Annotated in this window: 10 protein-coding genes; 7 read left to right on the top strand and 3 right to left on the bottom strand. The window is 55.5% G+C overall.

All coding sequences use genetic code 11. The features are described from left to right. Window positions 1-208 precede the first annotated feature (208 nt). The 5 genes from C3Z11_RS16520 to C3Z11_RS16540 all read left to right on the top strand — a co-directional run bounded on the left by C3Z11_RS16520 (window position 209) and on the right by C3Z11_RS16540 (window position 4,907). Window positions 209-1,012 carry a cytochrome C assembly family protein gene (locus C3Z11_RS16520; RefSeq protein WP_106479015.1) on the top strand — a complete coding sequence of 268 codons (804 nt, stop codon included), beginning with the start codon at window positions 209-211 and terminating at the stop codon, window positions 1,010-1,012. Between the two features lie 123 nt (window positions 1,013-1,135). Continuing rightward, the gene (locus tag C3Z11_RS16525) at window positions 1,136-2,422 is read left to right on the top strand and encodes an HlyC/CorC family transporter (RefSeq protein ID WP_106479016.1); all 1,287 of its coding nucleotides are present in this window, start codon (window positions 1,136-1,138) and stop codon (window positions 2,420-2,422) included. A 194-nt stretch (window positions 2,423-2,616) separates the two neighbouring features. Next, entirely contained in the window at window positions 2,617-2,910 is a 294-nt protein-coding gene (locus C3Z11_RS16530; protein ID WP_158701068.1) for a PepSY domain-containing protein, read from the top strand. Window positions 2,911-2,913: 3 nt separating this feature from the next. Continuing rightward, window positions 2,914-3,585: a response regulator transcription factor gene (locus C3Z11_RS16535; RefSeq protein ID WP_106479018.1), complete on the top strand. Its 672-nt coding sequence runs from the start codon at window positions 2,914-2,916 to the stop codon at window positions 3,583-3,585. A gap of 53 nt (window positions 3,586-3,638) precedes the next feature. After that, a complete protein-coding gene (locus C3Z11_RS16540) occupies window positions 3,639-4,907 on the top strand; it encodes a sensor histidine kinase (protein WP_158701069.1) in 1,269 nt (422 codons plus the stop codon). 104 nt (window positions 4,908-5,011) lie between these two features. Here C3Z11_RS16540 and C3Z11_RS16545 read toward each other — a convergent pair whose 3' ends face one another. Both C3Z11_RS16545 and C3Z11_RS16550 read right to left on the bottom strand, forming a co-directional pair. Continuing rightward, the gene (locus tag C3Z11_RS16545) at window positions 5,012-6,889 is read right to left on the bottom strand and encodes an MFS transporter (protein WP_106479020.1); all 1,878 of its coding nucleotides are present in this window, start codon (window positions 6,887-6,889) and stop codon (window positions 5,012-5,014) included. An 11-nt stretch (window positions 6,890-6,900) separates the two neighbouring features. After that, window positions 6,901-7,515 carry a TetR/AcrR family transcriptional regulator gene (locus C3Z11_RS16550; protein WP_106479021.1) on the bottom strand — a complete coding sequence of 205 codons (615 nt, stop codon included), beginning with the start codon at window positions 7,513-7,515 and terminating at the stop codon, window positions 6,901-6,903. A 165-nt stretch (window positions 7,516-7,680) separates the two neighbouring features. On the opposite strand from C3Z11_RS16550, the gene C3Z11_RS16555 reads away from it, so the two are divergent. Continuing rightward, window positions 7,681-8,385: an SOS response-associated peptidase gene (locus C3Z11_RS16555; RefSeq protein WP_106479022.1), complete on the top strand. Its 705-nt coding sequence runs from the start codon at window positions 7,681-7,683 to the stop codon at window positions 8,383-8,385. A gap of 11 nt (window positions 8,386-8,396) precedes the next feature. Then, entirely contained in the window at window positions 8,397-11,255 is a 2,859-nt protein-coding gene (locus tag C3Z11_RS16560) for an insulinase family protein (protein WP_106479023.1), read from the top strand. Window positions 11,256-11,361: 106 nt separating this feature from the next. Here the strand turns inward: C3Z11_RS16560 and sbcB are convergent, their stop codons facing one another. Continuing rightward, a complete protein-coding gene (gene sbcB, locus C3Z11_RS16565) occupies window positions 11,362-12,819 on the bottom strand; it encodes an exodeoxyribonuclease I (RefSeq protein ID WP_106479024.1) in 1,458 nt (485 codons plus the stop codon). Between the last annotated feature and the right edge of the window lie 57 nt (window positions 12,820-12,876).

Raw genomic sequence — 12,876 nt, forward strand, 5'->3', positions numbered from 1 at the left:
TTGAAGGCTCGTCCTCCATGCATGCCACGTTTGCAGTGCCTTTATTACTGTTGATCATTTGCCCCTAACCGGCGCATCGTGCCGACAGAAACGACTTCATGACATCGAATGTGCTATCAGAGGCGAAGCAGATGCGGCCGTTCAACGCATTCGTTATAGTGATAATCTGTTATTAATACCTCTCTTTATCATTCAGGAATCAATCGCGATGCAGGCGTTGTTGCTCGCTTTTCTTGCCATCATGTTTTATCTCGGTGCCGGCACCTGGCAAGGGTTTGCCCTGGCACGGCGCGTCCAAGTGCATCCACAACTGGTACGTGGCCTTGGCGCAGTCGCGGTTGTCGCACATGCGGCGGTGGTCTACAACACACTCCATGCTGCTCAAGGCTTGCGACTGGGCATATTTGAAAGTGCCTCGCTGATCTGCTGGCTGATCGCCGTTCTGCTCATTGCCGTCAGTTTCGTAAAGCCAGTGCTTTCAGCTGCAGCGGCACTCTTTCCACTTGCCGCTCTGTCAGTGCTAGGGGTGATGGGGTTGCCTAGCAACATGACCGAGTCACACATTTCGCCCGGCGTGGTCGTGCACATCCTGACGTCAGTCTTGGCCTACTCCCTGCTCGCCATTGCATCGGTTCAGGCTATTTTACTGGCGTTTCAGAATCAGGCGCTGAAGCGCCACCATACCCGTGGCATCGTTCAGGTTTTGCCACCATTGACGACCATGGAGCGATTGCTGTTTGAGCTGATTACCGTGGGCATGGTGTTACTTACGGCCTCGATCATCAGTGGCGCGCTATTTATTCATGATATGTTTGCCCAACACCTGGCTCACAAAACGGTTTTGTCGCTGCTCGCCTGGATCATTTTCGGCGTACTACTATGGGGAAGGCACTACCGTGGCTGGCGCGGCTCAATAGCCGTACGCTGGACGCTGGGCGGAATAATTGTTCTCTTTTTTGCTTACTTCGGCAGCAAGTTTGTACTTGAATTCATCTATCATCGTGAATGGTAAGTTTCGACAAGAATGCAGCAGATGACACGCTGCCTGTTCTACACTTTGGGCCAATGCTCACTTGACACCTCATTCACGAGTCCCTAAAAAGCGATTCTGACCGACAATCAAGGATCTTAAACTTTGAGCGACGACACCCCGTTGGGGCTGATGTTCGGCTTACTAATAGTACTCGTTATTTGTTCCGCATTCTTTTCCAGCTCGGAAACGGGGATGATGTCGATAAACCGTTATCGACTCGCTCACCGCGCCAATGCAGGAGAGCGTGGCGCCAAGCGCGTGATGAAGCTGCTGTCCCGCCCCGATCGCCTGCTTGGTGTCATCCTGATCGGCAATAATCTGGTCAATAACCTGGCCGCCTCGATTGCAACACTTGTGGCGATCCATTTCTTTGGTGACGTTTCCGGGCCTGCTGTTGCCACTGCTGTGCTTACCATTGTGGTGCTGATCTTCGGCGAGGTAATGCCCAAAACCTTCGCAGCCGTAAAACCAGACAAGATCGCTTTTCCCGCCTCCTATGTTCTTGCCCCGATGCTCAAGATTCTACACCCGCTGGTGTGGGCAGTTAATGGTATTGCCAATACCCTGCTACGCCTGGTGGGTATCAAGAACATCGAAGGCGGCGCGGCCAATCTGACGCGCGATGAGCTACGCACCGTGGTACATGAAGCAGGCACGATGATTCCGCGCCGTCACCAGGCGATGCTGATTTCGATACTTGATCTCGAGAACGTTACCGTCAATGACATCATGGTGCCGCGTCACGAGATCGTCGGGCTCGATCTGGAGCAGGATATTGATACCCTGCTGGCCCAGATCCGCTCCAGTCAGCACACGCGTATTCCGGTTTACAAAGGGGATATCAACAACATTATCGGTATCCTGCATCTGCGTAATGCGGCCCGCGTCATGTCCAAACCGGAAATCACCAAGTCCTCGATCATTCAGGAAGCCCGCGAGCCCTATTTCATCCCTGAATCGACACCGCTGCATACTCAGCTATTGAACTTTCAGCAGCAAAAACGCCGCATAGGCATCGTTGTCGATGAGTACGGCGACGTACAGGGGTTGGCCACGCTGGAAGATATTCTTGAAGAAATTGTCGGTGAATTCACCACCGACGTTGCCGGCACCCATCAGGAAATCCATGTTCAGGATGATGGCAGCTACATCATCGAAGGCACGGCTAACATTCGTGAGATCAACAAAGTGCTCGGTTGGCAGTTACCGACCAGCGGGCCGAAGACACTGAACGGATTAATCCTTGAACACCTCGAATCTTTCCCTGATGCAGCTACTTGTCTGCAAGTCGGTTCAATACGCATTGAAATTATCAGCATCAAGGATAATCTGATCACCTCGGCACGCTGCTGGCAAGCAATCAGACGTGCATGGTCGAACGACGGGTAAGCGCTATTTTGACGGTATGGACGGCGGTGCACGCGTTCTTCAGACCGACCTAAGCGAAGGTAATTAGGCTATGGGCGTTTACCGACTCCAAAGACAGGCAACCGATGACGCTCGCTTCTCTTCTCGTAATGCATCTTGCATACGCCCGAGCATGGCAATCCAACAATGCCATGCCTCGATACTGTTTATGCATCATGTTTACACCCTTATTGCTTGTCGCCGATATTACCGCCGCATTTCCCGCCAAGGCCGATCTCACTCAAGACGATGTATTACGTCTTACTGAATCAGGTAATATTCTACCGTTTCCCGCTATCCTCGAGAGTGCGCGCCACTATCAGGAAGGCAAGCTGCTCGAGGCAGCACTTGAGAACGAGAATAACCGCTATATTTACGAGGTCGATCTGCTCGACCATGATGGCAAGATATGGGAGTTGAAATTCGATGCCGTCACCGGTGAGTTTCTCTCCAAGGATAAGGATAAGTGATCCATGCGGCTTTTGCTGATCGAGGATAATGTTCCCCTCGCTGATGAACTAAGTGCCCTGTTCACCCAACATGGCTATGCCGTAGATTGGTGTACCGATGGGCGTGATGCAGCTACTATGGCCATGAATGAACCCTTTGATGTCATCGTGCTTGATCTTGGTCTACCAGGCCGACCGGGCATTTCGGTATTAGAAGAGTGGCGTGAAAAAGGACTCGATACTCCAGTATTGATCCTGACAGCACGCTCAAGCTGGAGTGAGCGGATTACCGGGCTGCGTGCCGGCGCCGATGACTATCTGCCCAAGCCTTTCCATCCTGATGAGCTGCTGCTGCGTCTGCAGGCTCTGGTACGGCGTCGTCATGGTCAGCGTCCCTCGCCGACGCTCTCGATTGCGGGCATTATCCTGGATGAAAACAGCCAGTCCGCCTGGAGCGAGACCAACGATACGCCTATCAACCTGACCCGCGCTGAATTCGCCATTCTGCGCTATTTGATGCTGCACCCCGATCATGTCATTTCCAAGGATCGGCTGCTTGATCATCTCTATGACAGCGAACACGACCGCAACCCTAATGTCGTCGAGGTTCACATCAATCACCTACGTCAGAAACTCGGACGTGGCATCATCGTGACCCAGCGCGGCCAGGGATATCGCTTTGGTGGTAGTACGTGACATCTTTGACACGCCGCCTTGATTTAGGGCTGCTACTGTCGGGGATGTTAATCATGTTACTGCTCGCACAAGGCAGCGTTGTGCTGTTTGACTACGCGAGTCGCGATTATCTCGCCGAACGGCTGCAGGAAGATGCCGAGAGTCTTGTCGCGGCCCCGATTCGGGAAGAAGGCGAGATGCGTCTTGATCCGCTGCGCCTGCGCGCCTCCTTCAACCGGGTCTACTCCGGGCACTATTTCATCATCGACGTTGACGACGAATTCCATCTGCGCTCCCGTTCGCTGTGGGATCATCGCCTTGATCCCGGCAATGGTCTGTCTGATCAACTGCAACGTGGTCCCCAAGGACAGTCACTGCTGGTCTGGACAGGGCATTACACACGTGGCGGACACGACTTCGTCATCACCACGGCCCTTGATTACACGCCGATCACTGAACGCCTGTCCTGGCTGCGCTGGTGCATTTGGGCGCTTGGGGGCACGCTTGCCGTAATGCTGGTGCTGGTTCAGCGGCGCGTCATCCGTCTTGGCTTGCGTCCACTCGAAAAGCTGCGCAAGGAGCTGGCCCAACTTCACGAGGGACAGCGCATGACGCTGGAAACCCGCGTTCCTGATGAAATCGCTCCTGTAGTGGAAGAACTCAACCATCAGCTCAGCCGGATTGAGCAAGTGTTGAATCGTTCGCGCGACGGTATTGCCAACTTGGGCCATGCCCTCAAGACACCGCTTGCGGTCCTTGAAACCCTACTGGTGAGACGTGAGCTCAATAATATTCCCGAGTTTCGTGACGCGCTGCGCACCCGACTCGATGAAATCCATCGTCTGGTCGAGAGGGAGCTGCAGCGGGCACGTCTCGATACCTGTGAAGTGTCACCAGCGGCTCGTTTTCGCCCTGATTCCGATCTGCCTCCGCTGCTGGACACGCTGCGTGAAATCCATGGTCCTGCTATAAATTTTACCACCAGTGTTGAACTTAATACGCCGCTCCCCTGGGATCGTGATGAACTGCTTGAAGTCCTTGGCAACCTGCTCGACAACGCTGGCAAATGGGCAAAAAGCCAGGCGCGATTGACCCTGCTTCATGAACAGAGCCAACTGATCATGCGTGTCGATGACGATGGCCCCGGCATAGCCCCTCAGCATCGCGAAGACGTACTGCACCGCGGCACTCGCCTGGATGAACAGGTTGCCGGTCACGGTCTGGGATTGGGTATCGTCGAGCAGATCGTCACCCACCACAAAGGTCGGCTTCGTCTTGATGAGAGTCCGTTCGGTGGGCTAGCCGTCATTGTTGAAATGCCCTGGCCTTCAACAGGTGAGTAACCCATCGCTCGCTGCTTGACGCGACGAGAAAAAGCGAATCGCTAAAACACGAAGGGGGTGCCGTGGCACACCCTTTCGTCATCTGGCTGCTACGCCTGGAACGCTTACGTCAACACCTTCTCGCTTGATCCTTCTATATGGGCCTTCAGTTCCCGGACGCGCAATTCAAGCGTTTCACGCGTGGCCTGCTCAGGCGATAGAGGCACGCCGAATGTCAAACTGACCTTGGCTCTGAGGCGCTTAGGCCAGCGTGAGAAAGGCTTTCCATCGCGCCGCGACGTCCACGAGCCCCAAAGTCCGGACAGCGCTGCAGGCACGACGGGGACAGGGTTGCGCTGCAATACCATCTCTATTCCACGGCGAAACTCATTCACTTCACCATCACGGGTCAACCGCCCCTCTGGAAAGATCATGACGACTTCACCGTTTTCAAGCGCTTGGCCGACCTGATCGAGCGCACGACGCATCCCCACCGGATCCCGCCGTTCGGAATTGACAGGAATGGCACCCGCCATGCGAAAGAACCAGTTCATCCACGGCGAATCATAGATTGGCTTATCCATAAGAAAGCGCAACGGCCGAGAGCATGCACCCCCCAGTACCAGCGCATCCATGAAGCTGACATGATTGCAGACCACAAGCGCGGCTCCCTCGTCTGGAATATTACGGCGCCCAGAGAGGCGAAGGCGATACCAGCAGTGAATCAACAAAAATATGATGATACGCATCAAAGGGCGCGGCTGACGCACCGCCATGCCGACCGCAATCATCAAGGCAATGACAGATAGGGTAACGAAGAAGGCTGTCAACGAAACGGAAAATAACCCGAGCATGACTATGCCAAACAGCGCGGCCACGATCATGAACAGGGAATTGAGTAGATTGTTGGCTGCGATCATTCGCGCCCGTTGCTGTTCGTGACTGCGTAGCTGGACCAGTGTGTAGAGCGGCACAATGTAGATGCCCCCGCCTACACCTATAACGACCAGATCCGCCAGCATCCACCATAGATGCGCCATATTCAGCAATTCCATGATGCTCAGCTGCGACGCGGCCAATGGTGAATGGTGGGCAAAATCCAGCCCGCCAATGGCAATCAACAGCGCGCCAATAGGGATCAGACCAATTTCAAGTCGGCCGGCAGAAAGCCGCGCACAGATGAACGAACCAATACCGATGCCAAGGGCGAAGGCGGCAAGTAAAAGGCTAAAGGCTTCCTCGCCACCGCTTACAACATCGCGGGTCCAGATCGGCAGTTGGGTAAGATAGCAGGCCCCCAGGAACCAGAAGGCACTGATGCCAAGCAAAGCGGGAAAGATCTGCTTTGCTCGCCACGCATCACGCATGACAAGCCAGGTTTCCGATAGCGGTCGCCATGAGATTCGATCATGTTGGGTCGCGGGCGCGGACGGCACGAAATAACTCGCGGTTAGGCCACACACGGCGATACCCACCAAGGTGATGCCGATAAGCGTGTAGCCTACACTACCTTTCATTGAAGCCAGCATGGCGGCCAACAATGTTCCCAGCAGAATGGCCAGAAAGGTGCCCATTTCGACCCAGGCATTAGCCATCACCAACTCATTGCGGGCGAGATGCTGCGGCAAGATCGCATACTTTACCGGCCCGAATAGCGCCGATTGCGTGCCCATCATGAACAGTAATGCAAGCAACAGCCCATAGGCTTGCCACCATAGCGCCAGCGCCGCCACACTCATGGTCGCGAGCTCGAGCCACTTGAGACGACAGATCAGCTGACGCTTGTCCATATTATCAGCCAGCGTCCCGCCTAGGGCAGAGAAGAGCAGAAAAGGGAGAATGAACAAGCCTGCAGCGAGGTTATTGATCGTTCCCGCATCCCAGCCCCTGTCTGGTACGGCAACAAAAGTGATCAGCAGCAGCAGTACATTCTTGTAAACATTATCATTGAAGGCGCCAAAGGCCTGCGTCCAGAAGAAGGGAGCGAATCGGCGGCTTCTCATCAGCCATGCTCTCACACCCTTCCCCCCAGATGCCGCAACCCTGCCAAGGTCGTGCGCAGCAGTTGATCCAGCAGTTCGGTAACTTCCAGAGGCTGACCCTGCCAGTAACCCAGACGCTCGTTCAAGCCCAGGTGAACCAGGCCATGTACACTGCCCCACAGCGTGCGCGCCATGCGGCTGGCGTCAAGCTCGCTGAGCGTGGGCTGAATTTCCTTTAGTGTCGCCTCGACGCGAATGAACAACCCCTCGATCATCGAATTCTGTCGCTGGTCGAGCTCCCCCTCCTGCGCGAGGGGATAATCAAATAATAGCTGCCACCGATAAGGATACTGGTGGGCAAAGTGCCAATAGGCATGGGCGAGGGCTGCAAGACGTTCATCGGGTGACTCAAGCGCCATCTCCTCGATACTACCGCGAAGCCCTTCGAGGGTCTGCAGGTTGACGTACTGGAGAAGATTGCCGAAGCTGCCGTAAAGTTTCAAAAGCGTGCTCGGTGCACAGCCAACTTCACGAGCAATCGAGCGTAACGATAGCGAGTGAACCGGGTGCTCTTTCAGCCAGTCGTCACACGCTGTCATTACACGGGCATGCAATTCTTCCGGCACATGCTGTCGTGGACGGGCCATCAGTATCCTCGAATAATTGTATTATGGTCGAACAGCGTTTTTGTACAGCATATCGAGCCCCGTTCCAAACGCAAGCGTTGCGCTCTAAAACTAAGGTGATGCCATATCTTTAATCTAACGCTTACCCAATGTCTTGTTTCATAAGATGATCCTCAGGAATTTATCATGGCTGGCCGTTTGCATATTGCTCCGTTCGACCTTCACGCCTTGCTGCCAGAGCTCGATGCAGAAGCTGGCTTGATTACAAGCCCTAACCTCGCGCCGCGTCATCGTCTCGCTATCATTCGTCATGAGGCCGGCCACTCTCGTCTCGCCCATGCCTTTTGGGGACTGACACCGAGCTGGCTCAAGGTACTTGATCACGCCCCTCACTGCGCCCGTGCCGAGTCACTCAATGAGCGGCGCATGTTTCGTGAAGCTTTTGTCGAACAGCGGGCACTGATTCCTGTTAGCGGTGTCTATATCTGGAAGACTCAGCCACGCATGAAGCAACCCTTTCTGGTGACACGCAGTGACCGTACGCCCTTACTGCTGGCAGGTATCTGGACGCGTTATCGCCTCGACACTACCAAAGACAGTACAGGTGCATTTGACTCGACAGCATTGATCACTGTGGAGGCCAATACCCTGTTGGCACCACTCACCGATCGTTTCCCGGCGGTGATCGATGCGCAGCATGCCGAGCGGTGGCTTGCGCCAACCACCTCACTGGAAGAAGCCCAGGCAATGCTGAGTACTACACCGCTGGACCTGCTTGGCGCATTCCCGGTATCGAAACGCGTCGACAATCCTGCCTGTCAGGAATGGTCCTGTGCCCATCCGACAGGCCTGATGCAGACCATTCAATCGGCCGCTCAGCAGGACACATAATAGGAGAACCCATGTCATCCCGTTTTTTGCTGCGCCCATTTAGCGGGCTGCTGGCCAGCGCCACGCTGTTTTCCAGCGTGCTTGGCCTTGCACCCGTCAATGCTTACGCTAATTCCGTCCCGTCCCACAGCCATGACAGCAGTGAGCAACGAGTGATCAAAAGTCCAAATGATCCGCGCGACTATCGCGCCCTTACACTCGACAACGGCCTTGAGGTCATTCTTGTCAGTGATCCCAAGGCCGATAAGGCCGCAGCATCGATGAATATCGATGTCGGAAGCGCCTTTGACCCTGAAGATGTCCCAGGACTTGCGCACTTTCTTGAACACATGCTGTTTTTAGGCACTGAGCGTTTTCCGGAACCAGGCGGCTATCAGGACTTTATCAGTCAGCATGGCGGCGATCACAATGCCTTTACCGCATCGACCGATACCAATTACTTCTTTGATATCGATCCCGAGGCACTGCCACAAGCGTTGGATCGTTTCAGTCAGTTCTTCATTGCCCCCCTATTTAATGCCGATTATGTCGATCGAGAGCGGCATGCCGTTCACTCCGAGTACCAGGCACGCATTCGTGATGATGCACGGCGCGTCAACGACGCTATCAATCAGGTACTCAACCCCGATCACCCTTTTCATCGCTTCAGCGTCGGCAGCCTTGACACACTCAAGGACGGCGACGTACCGCTACGCCAGCGGCTGATAGATTTTTATCACCAACATTACGATGCCAACATGATGCACCTGGCAGTGACAGGGCCACAGTCGTTGGATGAGCTTGAGACCCTGGTTCGCCAACGCTTTGCAGCAGTTCCGAACCGGCACCTCACCAAACCGACGATTGATGTGGCAATGGCCACTGATGCCGAGTTGCCGGCCCGCCTCGACGTGAAATCGCTGCGCGAGGAACGCCAGGCCACCTTTTATTTTCCGATTCCTGACCCAGAGCAGGATTATCGCATCAAGCCTGCTTCCTACTTGGCTAACCTGCTCGGCCATGAAGGCAAGGGCAGCTTGCTGGCGCAACTGCGCAATGCCGGATGGGCCGATGGGCTGTCTGCCGGTACCGCTGATGCCGATGGCGAGCATGCCTTGTTTGCCGTTGATATCGACCTGACGCCTGAAGGAGCCAAACACCTCGGCGAGATTCAAGCCAGCTTGTTCGCTTACCTTGAACTCGTGCGTGACCATGGTATTGCCAAGTGGCGCTACGACGAGCAGGCGAGTCTTGATGCGCAGCAGTTCCGCTTCCAGCAGAGCACCGACCCGACTCAGCTCGTCATGCAGCTGACGTCTAATATGGCGCGCTATCCGCTTGAGGATGTCCGCTTTGCCCCGTACCGCATGGATCAGTTCGATAAAGCACTGATTCGTCGTTATCTCAGTGCATTGACGCCTGACAATCTGCTGCGTGTTTATAGCGGCCCCAGTGTGCAGGGTGGAAGAACCTCGCCGTGGTTTGCCGCGCCTTACCATGCCGAGCATATTGATCAATGGCCACAAGCCACAGCTCTCGGTGGGTTGGCCCTGCCTGATGCGAACCCCTTCATCGCCAATGATTTTCAGGTACTCGATCTTGATGATAAGGCACCACAGCGTCTTGTCGATGAGCAGGGATTCGATCTCTGGTATCGCCCCGATAGCCACTTCGGCGTACCACGTGTCGAGTGGCGCTTCAGTCTGCAGAATCCTCATGCGGGAGATGACGTCCACCAGCTTGTGCTGACCGAGCTACTGGCCGGTTGGCTGGGTGACAGTTTGAATGCGCGTCTCTATCCCGCGCGTCTGGCGGGGCAACAGGTGAGCGCCTACGCCCACGGGCGAGGCATGACGCTTGCCTTTTCAGGCTGGCGAGATCGTCAACCCCTGGTGATCAGAGAGGTGATCGATCAGCTCAAACAGGGTGACATCGACCGAGAAACATTCGAGCGCATCAAGCTCAATCTCAAGCAGCAGTGGCTAAACCAGCGCCAGGCAGCCCTCTATGAACAAATGAATTACACGCTGGTCAACACCCTGATCAGGCCACAGTGGCTGACCGAACAGCAGCTTGATGCCATAGACGATCTCAGCGTCGATGATCTGCGTGCGTTCCGCCGTCAGTGGCTTGGCAACCTGCATCTACAGGCCATGGCCGTAGGCAATCTGACCGCCGCACAGGCCCAGGAAGGAGGCAACATCATTGCTGACGCGCTCAACCCTAAGGTTGCTCTGTCCGCTATCCCCGATCTGGATGTACTGCGCGTCACTGACGAGCTGCCTGCCCTCCGGCCAGTGACCGAGCGTAACGATGCCGGTGCGCTGCGCTATTTGCAGGGCAGTGATCGCTCGCTTGATGAACAAGCCCGGCTCGCCGTGATTGGACAGTTGATTCAGGCCCCGTTCTACACACAATTGCGCACTGAAGAGCAGCTTGGCTACGTGGTTTATGCACGCTACCAGCCCCTGATGGACGCACCTGGACTCGGCATGCTGATCCAGTCGCCGAGCCAGAGCAGCGAGACCCTGTTCATGCGCATGGAAGCGTTCCTGGACCAGTTCGATAATGAAATTGATCAACTTGACGAAAAAACGCTCGCGCCTTATCGCAACGCCGTGCGTGAATCAATACTGGAACGTGATAAGCGTCTCGACCAGATGACTGATCGCCTGTGGCGAGAACTTGCTGCCGACCGGACCAGTTTTGACCGTCAGGAGCGCTTGGCCAAGCGCGTCGATGCGCTTGATGCCGACGATATCAAGCGGGCATGGCATGACTTGCGCAAGGCACCGGAGCTCGATATCGCAGCCGACCCGGACGTACCGGCCAACACCGACCAGCGTCAGTGGGGCGAGGAACTTTCGCCATTACCCAAGGGTGACGAGTAGCTCGCGTAAATAGCATTTAACGCTGCATACAAGACGCCCCCGGCCTTGGCCGGGGGCGTCTTTTTTAGCGCACTGACATCACGCCCGCGAAGATACGGACAATAAACTATTCAAATGCCTGCGCTGGCATCATTGCTTCCACGTACATGACCAGCTCTTCGAGAATTTGCCGCTGCCGGTCGTCCAGTGCCACCTGGTTCAGACGCTCAATCTCACGGGCAAAGCCTTGCAGCGTCAGCGAAGAGGTCTGAGAGGAATTGATCCGCTCCCAGCGGTATTCATCCCACTGGTGCCGCTCCTCACTGGAGAGCGTGTCGGGATAACTGCGCGCCCGATAGCGAAACAGCATATCTTCCAGACGAGAATCCTGAAATGCCGGTCTGAGTTCCGCCAGTGCATCAGGCTCAGCCTGACGTACCTCGGCCATGGCCCGCTTGTCAGCCGATGAGAAGAACCCTCCCGAATAGAGCATCATATCGGGGTCGGCCACGCCGGCTGGCGGCTCGGTCGCAAAGGCCTCAGCGGCCTTGACGGCAACATCACTGCGCGCCGCCAGCATTTGCCAGTGCCGCTCAGCCTGCGCCCGATCAAGGGATAACCGCTCGGCCGCCCGCTCGTCCACGGCTTTGATGGGCAGTAGCACGGGGCTGCGATTGATGTGTAATATTTTGAGCGGAATGCGTGTTTCGCCCTCACTCAACTCATCGGTACTGGCGAATACTCGCGCCCGAATCGCCTCGGCATCAAGCTCGAACAGCGGCGTCGGATCGACGGAAAGATCGTAGACAATAATACCGTTGGGATTTTTGGGGTGTTTGGCCAACGGTACGATCAATGCACTACAGCCACGCGCTGCCGGGTAACGGCGTGAAATATGCAGCATCGGCTTACGCGCGGCAATATCAAGCAGCCCGAGCACAACATGCTTGTCGCGCAGGCTCAACAGATAATCAAAAAGCTTCGTATTCTTCGCTCGCAGCAGCCGTGCCATGGCAATAGTGGCACGTACATCGGATAGGGCATCGTGGGCCCCGGCATGTTCGATGCCATTGGCCGCAGTGAGATGTTCGAGCTTGAAGCTTGGCACGCCGGGTTTCTGATCACCGTCGCGCAGCGGCCACTCAATACCATCAGGGCGCAGCGCATAGAACGTGCGCACAGCATCAATCAAGTCCCAGCGCGAGTTACCGTTCTGCCATTCACGGCCATAAGGGTCGAGAAAGTTACGATAAAAAAGATGGCGCGACACCTCATCATCGAAACGCAGCGTGTTATAGCCCAGCGAGCACGTATTCGATACGCACATCATTTCATGGATAGCGCCGGCGAACTCGGCCTCAGGTATCCCTCGTCGTGACGCGAGCTGAGGAGTGATGCCGGTCAGCAGGCACGCTTGCGGATGGGGGAGATAATCATCGGCCTGGCGGCAATAGATAACCTGCGGCTCACCAATTTCGTTGAACGCCTCATCCGTACGGATCGCAGCGAACTGGGAAGGCCGGTCACGGCGCGGATCGGCACCGAACGTTTCGTAATCATGAAAAAGAAAGCTGGGCTGTTCCAAAAGTGGTCATCCCGTTTATCGGCAATATCAACAAGGTAGATGGCAAACGCCATAGCT

The organism is Phytohalomonas tamaricis (assembly GCF_003012345.1).
Lineage (GTDB): Bacteria > Pseudomonadota > Gammaproteobacteria > Pseudomonadales > Halomonadaceae > Phytohalomonas > Phytohalomonas tamaricis.

Bases quoted from the DNA above. Each gene is read 5' to 3' on its own strand.
- C3Z11_RS16535 (WP_106479018.1), top strand. From the start codon at position 2,914: ATGCGGCTTTTGCTGATCGAGGATAATGTTCCCCTCGCTGATGAACTA.
- C3Z11_RS16550 (WP_106479021.1), bottom strand. From the start codon at position 7,515: ATGGCCCGTCCACGACAGCATGTGCCGGAAGAATTGCATGCCCGTGTA.
- C3Z11_RS16560 (WP_106479023.1), top strand. From the start codon at position 8,397: ATGTCATCCCGTTTTTTGCTGCGCCCATTTAGCGGGCTGCTGGCCAGC.
- C3Z11_RS16530 (WP_158701068.1), top strand. From the start codon at position 2,617: ATGTTTACACCCTTATTGCTTGTCGCCGATATTACCGCCGCATTTCCC.
- C3Z11_RS16520 (WP_106479015.1), top strand. From the start codon at position 209: ATGCAGGCGTTGTTGCTCGCTTTTCTTGCCATCATGTTTTATCTCGGT.
- C3Z11_RS16555 (WP_106479022.1), top strand. From the start codon at position 7,681: ATGGCTGGCCGTTTGCATATTGCTCCGTTCGACCTTCACGCCTTGCTG.
- C3Z11_RS16545 (WP_106479020.1), bottom strand. From the start codon at position 6,889: ATGAGAAGCCGCCGATTCGCTCCCTTCTTCTGGACGCAGGCCTTTGGC.
- C3Z11_RS16540 (WP_158701069.1), top strand. From the start codon at position 3,639: ATGTTACTGCTCGCACAAGGCAGCGTTGTGCTGTTTGACTACGCGAGT.